The organism is Terriglobales bacterium, from assembly GCA_035764005.1.
Taxonomy (GTDB): domain Bacteria; phylum Acidobacteriota; class Terriglobia; order Terriglobales; family Acidobacteriaceae; genus Gp1-AA112.
This window is the reverse complement of record DASTZZ010000077.1, coordinates 1-18740: the sequence shown is the minus strand read 5'-3', so window position 1 is coordinate 18740 and position 18740 is coordinate 1. Positions and strand designations below refer to the sequence as shown.

Sequence of the window (18740 nt, the reverse complement as noted above, 5' to 3'; positions counted from 1 at the left end):
CGAAGCGTAGCCGCCGAAGAAGTTTTGCTGCGGTCGAGGGGATGACAGTGCAAAAGAAATCCGACAAATTTTGGCAATGATTAAACGTGATCGTGACGCAACGTCAGCAAGATGAAGACAATCAACGGCAAACGAAATAGAGCAGACCTTGAGCGCCTCGCCACTCGTGGAGCTCTCGATCTCGCGCGCGCGGAAAAGACTGCAGCGAAGATCGTGAACGACGTGCGCAAGCGCGGCGACTCTGCTCTGCTTCGTTATGCGCGCAAGTTCGACGGCTTTGAAGGCAAGAACCTTCGCGTGAGCCAGCAAGAAATCGACGCCGCCTGGCAGCAAGTCACGCCCGATTTCCGTCATGCACTGGAAACCGCCGCAACAAACATCCGTCGCTTCTGCGAATGGCAGAGTCCCCAGGAGTGGATCCGTGAAGTGCAGCCCGGAGTAAAACTCGGCCAACTCGTCAGGGCGATCGATGCCGTCGGGTGCTACGTTCCTGGCGGACGGCATCCACTTCCTTCTACGCTGCTCATGACCGTCATTCCTGCGCAGATCGCAGGTGTCGCGCGAATCTCGGTGGTCTCACCGCGACCTGCACCGGAAACTCTCGCGGCAGCGGCGTTGCTCGGGGTCAAAGAGTTCTACGCGATCGGCGGCGCGCAGGCGATTGCTGCGTTAGCCTATGGAACTAAGACAATCGCAAAAGTGAACAAGATTGTCGGGCCGGGAAATGCGTTTGTCACCGCAGCGAAAAAGCTGGTCGCATTCGATTGCTCGATCGATATGCTTGCTGGACCAACCGAGGCTTTGGTGGTGAGCGAAAACGGGAATGCAGCCTTTATCGCTGCTGATCTGGTCGCCCAAGCTGAGCACGATCCCGATGCGCTCCCAATTTTTGTCACTTCGAATAAGAAACTAGGCGAGCAGGTGATCGCGGAGACCAAACGTCAGTCTGAGAGCAATCGAGTCGCGCGCGAGGCGCTGAAGCGCAACGGTTACGTCATTGTTTCGGAATCTCCAGCCGATTCCATGCGCGTCGCGAACCTGTTGGCGCCAGAGCACATCACCGTCCCTAGTCACTCAGCACTGAGTGAGGTGCACTCTGCAGGATCGGCGTTCGTTGGAGATTTTTCGCCCCAAGCTGCGGGCGACTATGCATCGGGTCCCAATCACGTGCTGCCTACCGGCGCTTGCGCGCGATTTCGGGGCGGACTGAGCGTCAATGACTTTGTGAAGCTGATCACGGTGCAGGAGCTCTCAGCGCGAGGCCTGGGAACGATCGCACGTGAGGTGACGACGCTGGCTCGTGCAGAAGGTCTGCTTGCTCACGCACAGTCAATCGCCATGAGGACGGGAGCCTGATGGAGAAGGTCCTCCAGGCGCGCGAAGCGGTCCGCAAGATGAAGGAATATCATCCGCCACTCAGCGGACGCGATGGCCTGCGCCTCGACTTCAACGAAAACACCGAGGCGCCTTCTCCAAAAATCGCCGAGACTTTGCAGAGCATTGCTGCCGCGGAGCTGACGAAATATCCAGAGCGAGCGCCGGTCGAAGCTCTTGTCGCAAAGTACCTGCGCTTGACGGCTCCACAGGTGCTGCTCACGAATGGCGTCGATGAAGCCATTCACCTGCTCTGCGAAACATATCTTGAGCCGGAGCACGAAGTCATCATCGTTGTTCCGACGTTCTCGATGTACGAGATTTACGCGCAAAGCACCGGCGCGACTGTCATCTCCGTCCAGGCAGACCCGGACGACGGGTTCAAGTTTCCCATCGATCAAGTGCTTTCCCGAATCGGTCCGAAGACCCGACTGATTACCGTAGCGAGCCCGAACAATCCAACTGGGACTCTCGTGCCGCGTCAAGATCTGCTGAAGCTGGCTGATGTCGCTCCGCAGGCGGCGGTGCTCGTGGATGAGGCGTATCACGAGTTCTGTGGCGAAACAGTGCTGGCTTCGGTGAACCGTTTCCCCAACCTGTTCGTGGCCAGAACATTCTCGAAAGCGTACGGGCTCGCCGGATTGCGAGTCGGAGTGTTCGCCGGCAACGAGTCGCAGATGCAGATGGTCCGCAAAGTCAGCTCGCCATACAACGTGAATGGCATTGCATTGGCGTGCTTGCCTACTGCTCTCGCGGACCGCGCGTTCGTCGAGAGCTACGTGCACCAGACCGTTCAGGGACGCGGACGGTTAATGATCCAACTGACCTGTCATGGAATCCCATATTGGGTAAGCCAGGCAAACTTCGTCCTCGCGAAAATCGGTGCACGTCATGCCGATTTCGTGTCGGAGATGAAGAAGCGCGGTATTCTCGTCCGCGACCGCAGCAAAGATCCTGGATGCGATGGTTGCGTGCGTATGACCGTTGGAGCCGCCGAGCACACAGATCGCCTCTTGCAAACGCTTCCCAAAGTTTTGAAAGCCATTGATTGGGTAGCGCCCGAAAAATCTCCCACACAAGCGCAAGCGGGGGCGCCATGAGAACCGCCAAGCTGCAGCGCGACACCAGCGAAACCAAAATCGCGTTGGCACTAAACATCGATGGCCGGGGCAAGTACGAGGTTTCCACAGGCATTCGTTTTTTCGATCACATGCTGGAGCTGTTCACGCGACACGGCGCATTTGACCTGCGGCTCAAGTGCAATGGCGATCTTGATGTCGATCAGCACCACAGCGTTGAAGATGTCGGCATCGCGCTGGGCGAGGCCTTCAATCGCGCACTGGGAGATCGCAAAGGCATTCTGCGCGCCGGCTACTTTCTCATGACCATGGACGAGACCCTCGGCCTGGCCGCAGTCGACCTCAGCGGACGAGCATCCGCCATTGTTGACACAAAAGTCCGCACACGACTAGTCGGCGATTTCCAATCGGAGCTCGCGTACGACTTCTTCGAAGGCTTCGCCCGCGGCGCCCGCGCCAACGTTCACGTGAAGACCTTGTACGGCCGCTCCAACCATCACAAGCTCGAAGCTTTGTTCAAGGCATTCGCGCGCGCCCTTCGCTTCGCGTGTTCCCGAGATAAGCGACTGGCGAAAATGCTTCCCAGCACCAAGGGCCTGCTGTGATCGCGATCATCGACTACAAAGCCGGCAACCTTGCCTCCGTGAAGAAAGCTTTTGATCATCTCGGAGTCGACTCGCGGGTGACTTCCGATCCCGAAGTCGTGAAAGGGGCCGACAAAGTAGTGCTACCAGGCGTGGGCCACTTCGCGGCTACGGCTGAGCTGAGCCGTCGCGGATTACGCGGAGCGATCCAGGAGCGGATCGCAGCCGGCAAGCCCTTCTTGGGAATCTGTGTCGGCATGCAGTGGATGCTCACCGGCAGCAGTGAAGCTCCGGAGACGCCGGGGCTCGGTGCGATCCCTTCGATATGCGATCGCTTCGCCGCATCCGCCGAAAAGGTGCCGCACGTAGGCTGGAATCGCCTCGCGAAGGTTCGCAATTCATGGTTGTTGAACGGAATCGAATCGGGATCGTTCGTGTACTACTCGCATTCGTATTGTGCTCCGGTGACCGCCGACACGGTTGCTGTTACGGAATATGTCGGAACGTACTCGGCTGCTTTAGAACACGGCAATATTTTCGGTGTGCAGTTCCACCCGGAGAAGTCCGGCGAGGTAGGGTTGAAGCTGCTTCGCAATTTCGTGGAGTTGTGAAAAGCGAATTGAACACGGAGGACACGGAGGAACGCAGAGGAGCCGGACCAAACAATCAAGGCGCTTACATGCACAGATGTAATCCATATCTTACCTCTGTGCGCTCCATGTTCAATCTTGTCTTGGCTTTGTCTGAATGCTGACTAAACGCATCATCGCCTGCCTCGACGTCGACGCTGGACGCGTCGTTAAAGGCACGCAATTCCTGAACCTGCGCGATGCCGGCGATCCGGCTGAGCTTGCGCGCGCGCATGCAGAGTCGGGTGCGGACGAGATCGTGTTGCTCGACATCACTGCCACTCACGAGAAGCGCGGAACTCTCATCGATACCGTTCGCCGTACCGCTCGGGAGCTCTTCATTCCGTTCACAGTAGGCGGAGGCATTCGCACGCTCGCCGATGCTGAGGCGATCTTCGAAGCAGGCGCCGACAAGATCAGCATTAATTCCGCCGCGATACGCGATCCAAAGCTCATCGAGCAGATCGCGGTGCGCTTCGGATCGCAGGCGGTGATTGTTGCCATTGACGCCCGCCTCGGCAGCAACGGCCAACGTTATGACGTTTACGTCGCGGGAGGACGAACTCCGGCCGGAAGAACTGCTACTGAGTGGGCAATCGAGGCCGAACAGCGCGGCGCTGGAGAAATTCTGCTCACGTCCATGGACCGCGATGGCACGGGCATTGGCTTTGAGTGTCAACTCACATCGAGGGTCAGCTCCGCCGTACAGATTCCGGTGATCGCTTCTGGCGGCGCGGGAAACGCCAGCCACTTTGTCGAAGTATTTCGTTCCGGCAAAGCTGACGCCGCTTTGGCTGCATCGATATTCCATTTTGGTATCGAGAACGTCCGCGACCTGAAAACCGCTCTGCAACAGGAAGGTATTCCGATGAGGCTGCCATGCTGATTCCTTCGATCGACCTGATGGGCGGCAAAATTGTGCAGCTTGTCCAAGGCGAGCGCAAAGCGCTCGAATTTGACGATTTTCCGGAATGGGTTCGACGTTTCAGCAAGTTTTCCGTAGTCCAGGTAATCGATCTCGATGCCGCAATGGGAAAGGGAGACAACCAACAGCTAGTGAAAGGGCTGTGCGCTGAACTCGCCTGCCAGGTCGGTGGTGGGCTGCGGACGGCCGAAGCTGCAAGACAGGTGCTCGAATGGGGTGCGAAGAAGGCCATCATCGGCTCTTCTCTGTTTTCGGCAACCGATGTAAACATTGCATTCGCGAAGAGTCTCGCCGATCGACTTGGAGCAGACCAGCTTATCTTCGCCGTCGATTCACGCGGCGGATACGTTTCCGTAAAAGGATGGAAAGAGAGCACAGGCCTTCGCCCGGCTGATGCCATGCGCAAGCTGGAGCCATCCTGCTCAGCGTTTCTCTATACGCATATCGATACAGAAGGCATGTTGCAGGGATTTCCTTTTTCCGTGCTCGAAGATCTCCGCAATGCGACGCGAAAGAAGTTGATCGTCGCCGGTGGGATCAAATCGGCAGAAGAGATTGCGCGATTGGATGAAATGGGAATCGATGCCGTTGTGGGAATGGCCATCTACACGGGCGTACTGCAGGCTTGAGCAGACAGAACCGGCGGCGGTAGCCGGTGGGTCAGCCGCGATCCTAGCGGCTGAATGAGTGGTTCGGGTTTGTCAGGAGCAGCACTCGATATTGGGCTTGACGCCCAATATCGACCCACCACCTCCTGGCGGCGGTTCTGTCACCGCGTAATCCGCAGCACTTCGTCCATCACTGCATCGTGAAACGCCGGCCGGATTTGTTTGATCAACTTTGATGCATTGTCGGGCCATGTGCGATTCGTCAACAGCGCAACCGCGATCCGCCGCTCGCCATCGATCCACAGCGAAGTGCCTGTATATCCTAAATGCCCAAAAGAGGAAGGCGAGAAGTGATTGCCGGATTGCGACGGCGATGACGGCGTGTCCCATCCCAACGCCCGCGACGTACCGGCAGGAGACGATTGTCTGCGCGTGAACAAGGCAACGGTCTCTTTTTGGAACAGCGCTGGCCCACAGTCGAGCATGGCCGCCGAAAAGGACATCAGGTCAGACGTATTTCCAAATGCGCCGGCATGCCCGGCGACTCCACCCATCATGCTGGCATTCTCGTCATGTACTTCCCCTTGAATCACACGATGGCGGAAATCTTGATCGTTGCGCGTCGGAGGAATCTGGCTGCGAACGCGCTCGGCGGGACGGAAGCGAGTTGACTTCATGCGCAATGGCGCAAAAATCTCGCGGGCGCAAAAAATGTCCAGAGGTTCTCCTGCAAGGCTTTCGAGAATCACGCCCAGCAGGATGAATCCGATATCGCTGTATTCGACATGGGTGCCGGGATCCGCAACAAGAGGAATCCTGAATGCCAGCTTCATCAGTTCCTGGCGAGAATTCGCTGCTTCGAACAGACGCTCGTAAGCCGGCAAACCGGAGGAGTGCGCGAGCAGCATCTCAATGGTGATCTGCTCCCGCCTGCGATCGTCGGTGGCAAATTCCGGCAGGGCGTCTACGATTTTCTGCTTCAGATTGAGTACCCCGCGATCATTGAGCAGCATTGCCATCGCGGTAGTCGCAACCACCTTTGTTACCGATGCCAAATCGAAGACAGTCGAAAGCGTTACGTTCTCTACAGCTTCGTCGTAGGTGAAACGACCAATGGCTCCCTGCAGCACGATATTCCCATCGCGGGAAACCGCGAAGGCCGCCCCAGGAAACGCGTGCTGGGCGATGCCGGTGGCTAATACGGCAAGCGCGCTGCTGCCGGAGTATCCGGGAGCGCGTCGGATAGCACACCCGGGCGCATTTCCGACAACTTCGAATCCATGAGCTCGCAGCACAGTCTCCATCATCAGCAGTTTAAGTGAAGTGCAAACTCATGCGCTCGCACGGAAGCCTCGAGTCACACCAACAGCAGTGGTGTGACTCCCAATTCACGAATCGTTGGAAGGTTGTTTCGGAATCGATTGCCGGATTATGGCTGCAAAAATCGAGTAGCTATTTGAAAGTAGCTTCGACGGCGGCGCGCGCGTTATTTACTGCATCGTGATCCGGCGGCTGGCTGGGATCGGAGCTGGTGAGCGCCATTGTATGATCCTGCTTCACTGCCATCATGTAACTCATCAACTGTGCGAATTCGCGTTGATCGGCGGCGCTTACGGTTGCTCGTCGCGCAATATCCACCGCCGTATCCGCACTGGCAATGCGGATGTTGAACTCTGACTCCGATTCAGCATCCTGGGCACTCTCGAGTCTGAGCATCGCCGTCTTCCCGAGCTGATGGAACTGGGTGGAGACGGTAGCCGCGCGCCCACTCGGAGCCAACTGGACAACGCCGTACCAAATCAGCGCCGCGAGCGATATTACCAGGAAGCAGATGCGCAGCTTCATGGGCACATCTTGGCGGAGGTTTGCCGCGGCGAGGTAATTACGAAAGTCACATTCCGCCGGAATGGGACCACAATTGCCAACCGAGGTTTCGGCTGCCTGCAGCAGCTACTTTGCCGGCTTCAACACCGCCGTATTGCGCTCATCACTCGCGATAATGCGATAGAACTTCTTCAACTGGTCGGCCTTACTCACCGGCACGCTAAGTTCCTTGACCTCGAACGTTCGCGTGTAGTCGATTACGTTGCCTTTTATCTCGGTCTTCGAGTGGTAGCTGGCGAAGCCAAAATCGGCATCGACCGGCGGCGGTAGTTCGTCTACTTGGTATCCAGCCGGCAAGGTGATCTCGAAATTGTCTGTGTCCTGTATTGGGCCTTCAAATTCAATGGGGAACTGACGCGGTTCTTTCGTTTCCAGAATTCCGCGCGACTTGCTTCCGATCACGCGCGGGCGGACCAGCAGCAGATCGCCTGCAGTCTTCGCATAGTTCTCCGCCTCGAAGGTGTAGTTGAACCCGAATGGCTGATCGTTGTGTGTGAGGTTGAGTATTGAAGCCTTGGTGATGTGAAAGTTCGAGAGCGAGCCGGCAAGCAAGCTTTCGATGGGCTTGATCCGGTCGGTGTTGCTGGTGACTTCGCGGAGAGCCTCCCGTTGCGTCCACGCGCGATCGCCCATCCGCATTTCTTCGACGCTTCCTTCCAGCTTGCCAGTGGGATCGAGGGTGAACTTTGCCGTGCGCGTAATGCTATTCATGTTGAGCGGCTGCTCCGGCAATTCAACCAGCTGGCCGCCGTCGGATGTGACCAGCAGACCATAATTCGCCTGCAGATAACCTCCGATTTGACCGAAAGGAACAAACTCGTTCGTGGGATCGAAGAATAGGAGCCGTCCTAGTTTGGGAGATGTGATCGTCGCGACCAGCGAGGGATCGTTGATACTGTCCGGCAGCTTAATCGCGAGGATCACGTGATCGAATCCCTGATTTGCAGGCGTGTCCGCAGTGATTGATCCACGCTCGGTATTGATGGCAACGTAGTAGGAGTCCACTCCGATCGCGCTCAACATTGAACTCATCAGCGTAGCTTTGTCTTTACAGTCTCCATACCGGTGAGAGAAGATTTCCGCTGCCGGATGAGGCTGCCATCCTCCAATACCCAGCTCAATGGCGACATAACGCACATCTTGTTGCATAAACCGCGCGATGGCTCGCATCTTCTCGAGCTGCGTCGGAGCAGATGCGGTTAGTTCCGCGACCTTTTGTTTAATCTCGTTCGAAGCGTCGCGGCGTCCGCTCGTCAGGTTCGCGTACCACCGGCCCATCTGCTCCCAGTTCGTGAATCCGTTGGCCGCTGCTCCTCCTGGCGGGTAGAAAGAGACGAGCATTTGGCCCATCACGCCCACGAGCGGCGGCATGTCATCTTCTTTGCGGATGCCTTTTATGTCGCTCAACGACCACTGCCATTGATTTCCGCTGGATTGCGTCGGTTTCACCTCGGCAAAGTTGAGGAATGCCGACTTATACTCCCAGCCGCTTGGGAGCTCGAGCGAATAGTGAACTTCCCGCGCCGGGTCTTCCTGCTGAAAGTTCCAAACGTCCTGCAGCACCAGGGGATGCTCTTCCACCTCATACTCATAGCCAATGATGTTTCCCGGATCCGGCGCGGGGATCTGCAGTACCTTCATTCTGACGTCACTGATCAGTTCGCTGCCTTCCACTTTGGGAATGGCAATCTCAGCTCCGTCCTTATCCTTGACTTCGTAGTCCTTACCTTGCGCAGGGATGCACCAGCCGTGCAAACTCGTGACCTTCCGGTTCGAGTTCATCGATACAAAAACCATGCCGTAGTCGCGTCCGCCGGGACGCAGGATTTTGTAAGCTCTTCGCACTACCTTCCTGATCTTGTCGGCCGAAATTACGTTGACGTCGGTCTCGGCGTAGAGAAGAACCGCATCGGTCTTCTCGTCATGAGCTGGCAAAGGAGCATTCACGAGTGCGTGCATCCACTGCGGAGCTTCGCTCGAGGCCGCGGAAAATGGCGCCCAGGCGAGGACACACAATAATGCCCAGAATGGAACTTGAAAGAATTTGAAGTTAATTGCTGGCGCTTGTACCGATTGGCTGTAGCACGACCTGTTCGTCATCCCCGGACCTCACTACCTGGAAAAAGTTGCGCAGCGCTGGATAGTACTTCTGCGGCAATAGGAGCATGTCCACCTTCAATCTGCGGCTCAGATGAAGAGCGGCTTTATCGTTCTCGACCTTCAGCTCGTATAGAACAGACTTCGCGTCCTGCATCTTGGCGGGCGGCAGGCTGCCCACTTGCCACCCGACCGGCAGAATAATAGTCACGTCATCCAGCTTCTCGAATGGATATTCGAAGTAGATCGGATGCACGCGCTCTGTATGTTCGAAGACACGCTTCTCCGGCGCACTGAAGAGCCCAACCGGCATCATCGCGCGTCTCCCTGCGCCTGAAACCCAGCCGGGAATCCTCATTTTGTATTCGGCAACGAACGTTGGCGATGAGCTGTTCCATTCCGGCTTGTTGGTTAAATCAATTTCGCTGGCCGCCGGAATATTCTCTTTGGCCTCGTCCTCGAGAAACTTGCGGCGATCAGCTTCGTCTTCGTTCCTCTCCTCGAGGCGCCGCTGCATTGCTTCAAGGCCAGTGAAAGTGATGGTGAGCTTTCCTTCCAGATCGCCGGTATCCGAAAGCGTGAGGACTGCATTGCGTTTAATGCACGACTCTGAACTTTCCGGCAAGGTAGTGTGGACCCAGGTGCCGCCGTCTTTATCGAGTCTGAGACCCTCCACTCCGGTTTCCGACCATGTCAACATTCCAAACGGCGTGTACGCAATGCCGGGATCGAAATATGTGTCCTTGCCGTTGAGCTTGACGTCGACAACATTAGTGTCGAGTTTGTAGGCGTCCATGATGATGGGGTTGAAGAAGTAATTCCGCCGCTCTGAGACCATTACGCCTGAGGCGTCAAAGCCGGCAGCCCGCGCTAACGCAAGAAACAACCATGTAAGCTGGGACCCATCTCCGTAGCCTCGTTTCCAAACATCTTCAACGTTGCTCGCTTCTTTCTCTTTGGCGCGCTTTTGCTCTTGCTCGGTCTTCTGCACTTCGTATGTGGTATTGCGCAGTTGCTGCACCCGCGCGTAAATCTTTTGCAATTTGACTTCGGGAGCGTCATTCGGACTGACGATCTGCGCGACCGCCTCTTCCATCGCTTTTTTCTTGTTGATGAAGCTTTCGACGCTGCCGTTCAGCTTCTTGCCCCGCTTTTTCCAGAACGCGTTCGCGTCTTTCTCCGGCAGTTCATCGCTGTAGGTGAAATCGACGCGCGATTTCAGTTCGTTCTCCGGAGGCATGTAGTCTTCCGTGCGGAAGGCTGGAATATTGTGGGCCTGCATCCGGACTACATGGTCCGGACCCTCCTTCGGCGGCTCGGTTCCCGGAGGCAATCCTTGCCAGCTCCAGCGAACATTGAATGGAATGTAGTCGTTGGTGTAGGGCTTCAGCGAGAAGGCCGCATTCTTAGTAAACAGTTCATCGCTGAGGATCCAATGTGAATCGTAGAGCGTGTACTCCGGTAGATCGACCGTATATGAGTACTCGATAACACTGCCAACTTGAACCTCGGGAAGGGTGAAGGTTTTGGCCATGTACTTCACACCCTTCGCCTTCACAATCTGCTTATCGAAAACTTTCCCGTCATAGTCAACGACCGATCCGTCCTGCCGAATCGTTCGAGCTTTGATCCCCACGACATTGTTCCCGCTGCTTCTGACAAAAGGAATCTCGACATCCGCGTACTTGCGTCCTTCTTCGGTCAGAATCTTGATGCGCACAAAGTCGTTCTCATGCGCGGTCAGACCGCGATCGTCGCGATCGACCTGGCGAAACAGGATGATCGCCGGCGCGCCCGGCGCGAGCGGTTCGGCCGTCATCTTCAGTTCTTCGGGGGTGACCGGGGGAATGCCGTCGGCCATGGCTGACTTTGAAAAGCCGGTTAAAGCGAGACTAAGTACGAATGCCCAGAAAGAGGTTTGCAGGATGCGCGAAGAAAGCACGGAAGTGTTGGAACTCCGTTGGGAAAAGTCGAGGCAGCTACACTCGCGGCAAACGACAATATAGCGGCTCGTCCCACACGTCAAGGAGTCAGTTGGCTTAAAAATGACCGTGGTTTTGATGTAGTTCCCACACAATGGTGCTAAGAGATTCAGCGTGCTATTTCGGGAAACACTAACCGTCGTCCTGGGCGCAAGGCCGCTGCGCTTTTGCGGCTCCGGTTCCCCAGATTGCCAACTCTGTCGTCATGCCCGGAGCTGGCCTTTGGCCACCTTCGGTCCACCTCCTATCGGCGCCGGTTCAGTCCCAGCGCGGCTTGCAACTCGGTGCTTGGCCCTAATACAATAAAACCAGACTGTTTCAGTCCTGTTTGGCTCATATAGCCAAGTTGCTGAAAACACGATGATTCGCTTAGGCAAGCTTACCGATTATGGGCTGGTTTTGATGACCTGCATGGCGCGGGAGCATGAGCGCCAGCTCCACACAGCGAGGGACTTGGCCGACAAGTCGAAGCTCCCTCTGCCCACGGTAAGCAAGCTCCTCAAGCAGCTCATGCAGGGCGGGCTCTTGGTATCGCATCGCGGCATCAAGGGGGGGTACAGCCTGTCACGGCTGCCGCAGGCGATCTCGCTGGCCGATATCGTCGCCAGCCTCGAAGGCCCGATCGCCCTCACCGATTGCAGTACCGATATTGAGGGCGTTTGCGAGATCGAGACGTGCTGCCCGATCAAGACGAACCAGCGAATCATCAGTAAAGTTGTGCGCGGTGCGCTGGAGAAGGTGACGCTGGCCGATTTAGTTCAACCGATGCAGCTCACCGTCATCAAAGATGCGGAAGGTCACCAGCTACCCGCAGTAAGGTTCCATTCTGGGAGAGTGCAATGAGCACGAACGTAAATGCGATTCGAGATTTAGCCGAGCGCGAATATAAGTGGGGATTCGTTACTGACGTTGAAGAAGAGCGAATTCCGAAAGGTCTGAACGAAGACATCATTCGGCTGATCTCGGCCAAAAAGCACGAACCGGAGTTCATGCTGGAGTGGCGGCTCAAGGCCTATCGCTATTGGGCTTCGCAGGAGAAGGCGGCTGCTGAGCCGACCTGGGCGAACATCAAGTACGGTCCGATCGACTATCAGGGAATCACGTACTACTCGGCGCCGAAGCAGAAGCCGAAGCTTGAGAGCCTGGATCAGCTCGATCCCGAGATTCTTCGTACTTATGAAAAGCTCGGCATTCCTCTGCAGGAGCAGAAGATGCTGGCTGGAGTGGCAGTCGATGCCGTTTTTGACAGCGTTTCCGTTGCGACCACCTTCAAACACAAGCTCGCCGAAGCCGGCGTGATCTTCTGTTCGTTCTCGGAAGCGGTGCAGAAGCATCCCGAATTGGTACAGAAGTACCTCGGCTCAGTTGTTCCCTACACCGATAACTTCTTTGCCGCGCTGAACGCCGCAGTCTTCAGTGACGGATCGTTTGTTTATGTGCCCAAGGGCGTGCGTTGCCCGATGGAGCTTTCCACATACTTCCGCATCAACGCCGCCGAAACCGGACAGTTCGAGCGCACGCTGATCGTCGCCGACGAAGGCGCGTACGTGAGCTATCTCGAAGGCTGCACCGCTCCGATTCGCGACGAGAACCAGCTTCACGCCGCGGTCGTCGAATTGGTTGCGCTCGACAACGCGCAGATCAAGTACTCCACGGTGCAGAACTGGTATCCCGGCGACAAAGAAGGTAAAGGCGGAATCTACAACTTTGTCACCAAGCGCGGCAAGTGCCTGGGCGTGAACTCGAAGATCTCGTGGACGCAGGTCGAAACCGGCTCGGCAATCACCTGGAAATATCCGAGCTGCATCCTGCAGGGTGAGAACTCGGTAGGCGAGTTCTATTCCGTAGCGCTGACCAACAACTACCAGCAGGCCGACACGGGCACGAAGATGATCCATATTGGGAAGAACACCAAGAGCACGATCGTCTCGAAGGGCATCTCCGCCGGCCACGGACAGAACACGTATCGCGGCCAGGTGAAGATCCTCAAGGGAGCGCAAGGCGCGCGCAACTACACGCAGTGCGACTCGCTGCTGATCGGCGACAAGTGTGGCGCGCACACGTTCCCGTATATCGAAGTGAAGAATTCGAGCGCGCGCATGGAGCACGAGGCTTCAACATCGAAGATCGGCGAAGACCAGCTCTTCTATTTGCGCCAGCGTGGACTGAAAGCCGAGGATGCCGTCTCAATGATCGTGAACGGCTTCTGCAAGAGGGTCTTCCGCGAGCTGCCGATGGAGTTCGCTGTCGAGGCGCAGAAGCTGTTGAGCGTGAGCCTCGAAGGTAGCGTGGGATAAGCGCCGTTTTTCACCACGGAGTCACGGAGAACACGGAGGAAGAATTTGGTAATTGTGTAATTTCGAAATTGAGCAAATGCCCGCTGCTTAGCATCGATTTCTCAATTACTCAAATACCAAATTACTCAACTCTCCGTGTTCTCCGTGCCTCCGTGGTGAAAACAGGTTTCAAACTAGAAAGAGGAATGAATGAGCTTATTGGAAATTAAGGATCTGCACGTGACCGTGGGCGGCCACGAGATCCTCAAAGGCATAAACCTGACGGTGAACCCGGGCGAAGTGCATTCCATTATGGGCCCCAACGGGTCAGGCAAGAGCACGCTGGCGCAGGTCCTCGCGCGGCGCGAGAGCTACGAAGTCACGTCCGGCGAAATTCTGTTCGAAGGTAAAGACCTGCTCGCGATGAAAGCCGAGGACGCAGCCTGCGAGGGCGTCTTCATGGCCTTCCAGTATCCGGTCGAGATTCCCGGCATCAGCAATGCGTACTTCATGCGCTCGGCGGTGAACGCGGTTCGCAAATATCACGGCGACGACGAGATGGACGCGATGGACTTCATCCCGCTCTATCGCGAGAAGATGAAGCTGCTCGATATGGACGAGAAGTTCACGAACCGATCCGTCAACGAAGGCTTCTCCGGCGGCGAGAAGAAGCGCAACGAGATCCTGCAGATGGCGCTGCTCGAGCCCAAGCTCGCGATTCTCGACGAAACCGATTCGGGACTGGATATCGACGCGCTGCGCATTGTTGCAAAAGGCGTGAATGCCATGCGTAGCCCGAAGCGCGCCATGATCGTGGTCACGCACTATCAGCGGCTGCTGAACTACATCGTTCCCGATTTCGTACACGTGCTCGTGAATGGACGCATCGTACGCTCCGGCGGCAAGGAGCTGGCGCTAGAACTAGAAGAGAAGGGCTACGGCTGGATTGAAAATGCCGAGCCCATCAGCGCGTAGGAAAGGTGAGCAGAAGGTGATCGCTCCGGTTAAGGAACTGCAAACATATCTCGAGACCTTCAGCGACTTCGAAAAAGTCGCCGTCGGTCATGACCAGCCGTGGCTGCGCAATCTGCGCGCCGATGCGTTCGCTCGCTTCTGCCAGGTCGGCCTGCCGACCACTCGCGACGAAGATTGGCGCTTCACCAACATCTCGGCAATTGCACAAACGCAGTTCCGTCTTTCTCCAAAGAGCGGAGTCGTAAAAGACAGCCTTGCGGATCTGCGATTCACGGAAGTCGCGTGCCAACTGGTTTTCGTGAACGGCCACTTCGCTCCTGAGCTTTCATCATTGGATAAGTTGCCGAAAGGCGTGACGGTCAATGGACTTGCCAAGGAAATTTCGACGAAGTCCGCTGAGGTGGAAAACCACCTCGGACGTTATCTCAATATTCAGCGCGACGCGTTCTGTGCCTTGAACACGGCATTTGCTGAGGACGGAGCGTTCGTCCATGTCCGCCGCGGCACTGTGGTCAAGCAGCCGATCTATCTGCTCTTTATCTCTACTTCACCGGTCAGTACCGCTCGCGGTAGCGAGTGGGTCACCCATCCGCTACCGCCGACGGATACGCCGACCATGAGTCATCCGCGCAATCTGTTTGTAGTCGAGGAAGAGAGCCAGGTTGCGATCATTGAAGACTACGTGTCTCTCGGCGACACCGCAGGCTCGCTCTGCAACACCGCGACTGAGTTAGTCGCGAAAGACGGAGCGATCGTCTCTCACTACATGATCGAGCGCGAGCACAAGCAGTCGTTCAACATCTCGACGCTGCGCATTGAGCAAGGAAGAAACGCGAACGTCGCGTCTCACTCCGTGCTGCTCGGCGGAGGCATTGTGCGCAACAACGTTCATCCCGTGCTTGCAGGCGAAGGCTCCGAGTGCCTGATCAACGGGTTGTTCGTTGGCAGCGGCAAGCAGCACCTCGACAATTACATGCTGGTGGAGCACTCGAAGCCGCACTGCAGCAGCCGCCAGTTCTACAACGGGATTCTCGACGACAGCGCGCACGGCGTTTTTCACGGTCGCATTATCGTCCACAAAGACGCGCAGAAGACCGATGCTAAGCAGACCAACCGCAATCTTCTGCTCTCGGACAATGCCCAAATCGACACGAAACCGCAGCTCGAAATCTATGCCGACGATGTGAAGTGTACGCACGGTGCGACCATCGGCCAGATCGAGGAGAATGCACTTTTCTATCTGCGCTCGCGCGGCATTGACGAAGTCTCGGCGCGCAAGCTGCTGCTGATGGCCTTTGCCAGCGAATGTCTTGATCGGATGAGAGAAGACTCGGTTCGTAGTGGCATCGAAAAGCTCCTCAGCAATCTGCAGTTTGGTTCTGGATCAGAATCGAAAACACCGAATGCCTCGGCTCACGGTCGCAATTGGCAGGAGGTCGGATGACCACGGCAGCCAAGACGCTCTCGCGTGAACCTGGTCCAGTGCTCGTCGAGTCACCGACTTTCGATGTGGAACGCGTGCGCCGCGACTTTCCCATTCTGAACCAGAAGGTCCGTAGTAAGGCTCTCGTTTATCTCGATAATGCGGCGACCTCGCAGAAGCCGCAGCCGGTCATCGATGCCATTACGCGTTACTACCAAAGCGGCAATGCCAATATCCACCGCGGTGTTCATTTTCTTTCCGAGCACGCAACCGGAGAGCACGAAGCGGCACGAGAAGCGGTGCGGGAGTTCATTAACGCCGCGCGGACGGAAGAGTTGATATTCGTGCGCGGCACGACTGAAGGCATCAATCTGGTTGCTCAGACCTACGGACGCGCTCACGTCGGAGCGGGCGACGAAGTGCTCGTCAGCGCGATGGAGCACCACTCGAACATCGTCCCCTGGCAGATTCTTTGCGAACAGCAAGGTGCGAAATTACGCGTGATTCCGATCAACGATCAGGGCGAGCTGCTGCTCGACGAATTCGAGAAGCTGATTGGCCCCCGAACAAAAATTATCGCGGTGGCACATGTATCGAACGCGCTCGGCACGATCAATCCAATCCGGGAAATCATCAGGATCGCGCACGCGCACAATGTTCCGGTAGTTGTGGATGGCGCCCAGGCTGTTCCGCACATCAAAGTCGATGTCCAGGATCTCGACTGCGACTTCTACGCCTTCTCCGGCCACAAGATGTATGGGCCCATGGGGATCGGCGTACTGTATGGAAAATACAAGCTGCTCGAAGCCATGCCGCCGTATCAGGGTGGCGGCGACATGATTCGTTCAGTGACGTTCGAGAAGACGCAGTACAACACACTGCCCTACAAGTTCGAAGCCGGCACCCCGGACGTGGCAGGCGCAATTGGGCTTGGTGCGGCCATCAAGTACCTGAACAGCGTCGGAATCGAGAACGTTGCCGCGCACGAGCACGAACTGCTGGAGTACGCAATGCAGGCACTCTCGAAGCTGCCCGGAATTCGCATTATCGGAATTGCGAGGAATAAAGCTGCCGTGCTTTCCTTCGTAATGGAAGGCGTGCATCCGCACGACATCGGTACCATTCTCGATCAGGAAGGAATCGCAGTTCGCACCGGACATCATTGCGCCCAGCCAATCATGCAGCGCTTCGGCATTCCGGCAACCGTGCGTGCCTCGTTTGCACTGTACAACACGAAAGCGGAAGTCGATGCTCTGGTGGCCGGCATCAAGAAAGTGCAGGAGGTCTTCGCCTGATGGCCGACCTCCGCGAGCTTTATCAGGAAGTGATCCTGGAGCACAGCAAGGCACCCCGCAATTACCGCGAGCTGCCGTCGGCGAACCACAAAGCTGAAGGTTTTAACCCTCTCTGCGGCGATCACTTCACACTCTACCTCGATCTCGATGGTGACACGATTCGTGACATCGGTTTTCAAGGTTCAGGCTGCGCCATTTCGAAAGCTTCCGCCTCCATGATGACGCAGAGCGTGAAAGGCAAGAGCAAAGAGGAAGCGGAGAAACTTTTTTCCGAGTTCCACAAGCTGGTCACCGGCCAGGCGAACGGAAACCATGCTGATGTAGGCAAGCTGGCAGCATTTTCCGGCGTCTCGGAATTCCCAGTGCGCGTGAAATGCGCGACGCTGGCCTGGCACACGCTACATGCGGCGCTGGAAGGCAAGCAGGACGCAGTTTCGACGGAGTAGTCTCTCGGTTGTCATTCCGAGCGGATGCTCACGCGCGTTTTTCGCGTGAGCAGGAGAGAGGAATCCCTACGGATTTCAACAAACGTATCCACGGGCATCGAAGTCGATAGGGATTCCTCCGCCAACATCAGGCGTTCGGAATGACAGACCGCTGGCGCGTCGGGGTGCAGAAGGGAAGGTTAACGATTATGACCAACGAACGCATCAATCTAACCCGCGCATGTGAAGTTATCGGCATCCCCAGCGGCATTCACGAGGTGCTGCAGGCCGGAACGCAGGTTCGGATCATGCAATCGCTCGGCGGCAGTTACACCGTATGGACCGACCATGGAGGAATGTACCGCGTCGATACCCGCGATGCCGATGCGCTCGGCCTGACTCCTCATCAGCCCGAAACGGGAACACAGCCTGAAGTGCAAACCGGAAGCTTCAACGAGCAGATGGTCTGGGATCAGTTGAAAACCGTCTATGATCCCGAGATTCCCGTAAATATCGTCGATCTCGGACTGGTTTATTCGTGCGCCATCTCGGAGGCTGGCACCGGAAGGAAGATCGATGTGAAGATGACGATGACTGCTCCCGGCTGCGGCATGGGAAATGTGCTCAAGGCTGACGTCGAGCGCAAGCTCTCCTCCCTTCCAGAGGTGAAGCAGGTTGAGGTTGAGGTAGTTTTCGATCCACCATGGCACCCTGGATTAATGTCGGAGGCGGCGAAGCTCCAGCTCGGTTTCGACTTGGATTATGGAGCTGGCTACTCGCCCATGCCGATCATGCGATGAAGCGCAACGGAATCGCCGGCGGTAGCCGGTGGGGGTAGCCGCGGTTTTTGCGGCTGCACTTATCGAGAGAGCTTGCGGCATCATTCCACCCGGAGCTGGCCATTCGGCCATCTCCGGCCCATCCGCTACCGCCGACGGTTCTGTTCAAGCTGCTGATTCCACGCAGGTTATTCTCTCCCTCGCGCCTTCATCTCGCCGTATAATCACGGCTTACCTTTTCTCCCCTCACGCGTCTATCGGGATGTAAGTAAAAGATTTAGCCAATCGCGCAGGCCCGATTACACAGGAGTGGAAATGCCAAGTCTAGCCGCAGTGGCGGGCGGCCTGATCGCCCTCGGCTCCGCACCAACTTCCATGCCGACTGCTGGTCAGGCGCGGGGAGTG

17 protein-coding genes are annotated in these 18740 nt (G+C 56.6%); 13 read left to right on the top strand and 4 right to left on the bottom strand.

The window, feature by feature from the left end; translation table 11 throughout:
- Positions 1 to 111: 111 nt before the first annotated feature.
- The 6 genes from hisD to VFU50_13160 all read left to right on the top strand — a co-directional run bounded on the left by hisD (position 112) and on the right by VFU50_13160 (position 5220).
- Positions 112 to 1356 carry a histidinol dehydrogenase gene (gene hisD / locus VFU50_13185; GenBank protein ID HEU5233811.1) on the top strand — a complete coding sequence of 415 codons (1245 nt, stop codon included), beginning with the start codon at positions 112 to 114 and terminating at the stop codon, positions 1354 to 1356.
- Positions 1356 to 2474 (top strand): histidinol-phosphate transaminase, encoded by a 1119-nt coding sequence (gene hisC / locus VFU50_13180; protein ID HEU5233810.1) that lies wholly within the window; start codon positions 1356 to 1358, stop codon positions 2472 to 2474. Before hisD ends, hisC begins: the two co-directional genes overlap by 1 nt.
- Positions 2471 to 3058: an imidazoleglycerol-phosphate dehydratase HisB gene (gene hisB, locus VFU50_13175; GenBank protein ID HEU5233809.1), complete on the top strand. Its 588-nt coding sequence runs from the start codon at positions 2471 to 2473 to the stop codon at positions 3056 to 3058. The genes hisC and hisB overlap by 4 nt, the downstream gene beginning before the upstream one ends.
- Complete coding sequence (gene hisH / locus VFU50_13170; GenBank protein HEU5233808.1) at positions 3055 to 3648, top strand: imidazole glycerol phosphate synthase subunit HisH; 594 nt, start codon at positions 3055 to 3057, stop codon at positions 3646 to 3648. Before hisB ends, hisH begins: the two co-directional genes overlap by 4 nt.
- Positions 3649 to 3784: 136 nt before the next feature.
- Positions 3785 to 4552: an imidazole glycerol phosphate synthase subunit HisF gene (gene hisF / locus VFU50_13165; GenBank protein ID HEU5233807.1), complete on the top strand. Its 768-nt coding sequence runs from the start codon at positions 3785 to 3787 to the stop codon at positions 4550 to 4552.
- Positions 4546 to 5220, top strand: a complete 675-nt coding sequence (locus tag VFU50_13160) for a 1-(5-phosphoribosyl)-5-[(5-phosphoribosylamino)methylideneamino] imidazole-4-carboxamide isomerase (GenBank protein ID HEU5233806.1) — start codon at positions 4546 to 4548, stop codon at positions 5218 to 5220. Before hisF ends, VFU50_13160 begins: the two co-directional genes overlap by 7 nt.
- 140 nt (positions 5221 to 5360) lie before the next feature.
- Here VFU50_13160 and VFU50_13155 read toward each other — a convergent pair whose 3' ends face one another.
- The 4 genes from VFU50_13155 to VFU50_13140 all read right to left on the bottom strand — a co-directional run bounded on the left by VFU50_13155 (position 5361) and on the right by VFU50_13140 (position 11122).
- On the bottom strand, positions 5361 to 6506 hold the full coding sequence (locus VFU50_13155) for a serine hydrolase (protein ID HEU5233805.1): 1146 nt from the start codon (positions 6504 to 6506) through the stop codon (positions 5361 to 5363).
- 145 nt (positions 6507 to 6651) lie between these two features.
- The gene (locus VFU50_13150) at positions 6652 to 7044 is read right to left on the bottom strand and encodes a hypothetical protein (protein HEU5233804.1); all 393 of its coding nucleotides are present in this window, start codon (positions 7042 to 7044) and stop codon (positions 6652 to 6654) included.
- A 105-nt stretch (positions 7045 to 7149) separates the two neighbouring features.
- The gene (locus tag VFU50_13145) at positions 7150 to 9183 is read right to left on the bottom strand and encodes a DUF3857 and transglutaminase domain-containing protein (GenBank protein HEU5233803.1); all 2034 of its coding nucleotides are present in this window, start codon (positions 9181 to 9183) and stop codon (positions 7150 to 7152) included.
- The gene (locus VFU50_13140; protein ID HEU5233802.1) at positions 9134 to 11122 is read right to left on the bottom strand and encodes a DUF3857 domain-containing protein; all 1989 of its coding nucleotides are present in this window, start codon (positions 11120 to 11122) and stop codon (positions 9134 to 9136) included. Before VFU50_13140 ends, VFU50_13145 begins: the two co-directional genes overlap by 50 nt.
- A 400-nt stretch (positions 11123 to 11522) precedes the next feature.
- Between VFU50_13140 and VFU50_13135 the strand changes: the two genes are divergently transcribed.
- The 7 genes from VFU50_13135 (at position 11523) to sufT (ending at position 18356) form a co-directional block, all read left to right on the top strand.
- On the top strand, positions 11523 to 12005 hold the full coding sequence (locus VFU50_13135) for an SUF system Fe-S cluster assembly regulator (GenBank protein ID HEU5233801.1): 483 nt from the start codon (positions 11523 to 11525) through the stop codon (positions 12003 to 12005).
- Positions 12002 to 13459, top strand: coding sequence for a Fe-S cluster assembly protein SufB (sufB, locus tag VFU50_13130; protein HEU5233800.1), 1458 nt, complete (start codon positions 12002 to 12004; stop codon positions 13457 to 13459). Before VFU50_13135 ends, sufB begins: the two co-directional genes overlap by 4 nt.
- A gap of 189 nt (positions 13460 to 13648) precedes the next feature.
- The gene (gene sufC, locus VFU50_13125; protein ID HEU5233799.1) at positions 13649 to 14413 is read left to right on the top strand and encodes a Fe-S cluster assembly ATPase SufC; all 765 of its coding nucleotides are present in this window, start codon (positions 13649 to 13651) and stop codon (positions 14411 to 14413) included.
- Positions 14391 to 15857, top strand: a complete 1467-nt coding sequence (gene sufD, locus VFU50_13120; protein HEU5233798.1) for a Fe-S cluster assembly protein SufD — start codon at positions 14391 to 14393, stop codon at positions 15855 to 15857. Before sufC ends, sufD begins: the two co-directional genes overlap by 23 nt.
- Entirely contained in the window at positions 15854 to 17131 is a 1278-nt protein-coding gene (locus VFU50_13115; GenBank protein ID HEU5233797.1) for a cysteine desulfurase, read from the top strand. The genes sufD and VFU50_13115 overlap by 4 nt, the downstream gene beginning before the upstream one ends.
- The gene (locus tag VFU50_13110) at positions 17131 to 17577 is read left to right on the top strand and encodes an SUF system NifU family Fe-S cluster assembly protein (GenBank protein ID HEU5233796.1); all 447 of its coding nucleotides are present in this window, start codon (positions 17131 to 17133) and stop codon (positions 17575 to 17577) included. Before VFU50_13115 ends, VFU50_13110 begins: the two co-directional genes overlap by 1 nt.
- Before the next feature lie 188 nt (positions 17578 to 17765).
- A complete protein-coding gene (sufT, locus tag VFU50_13105; protein HEU5233795.1) occupies positions 17766 to 18356 on the top strand; it encodes a putative Fe-S cluster assembly protein SufT in 591 nt (196 codons plus the stop codon).
- Positions 18357 to 18740 lie beyond the last annotated feature (384 nt).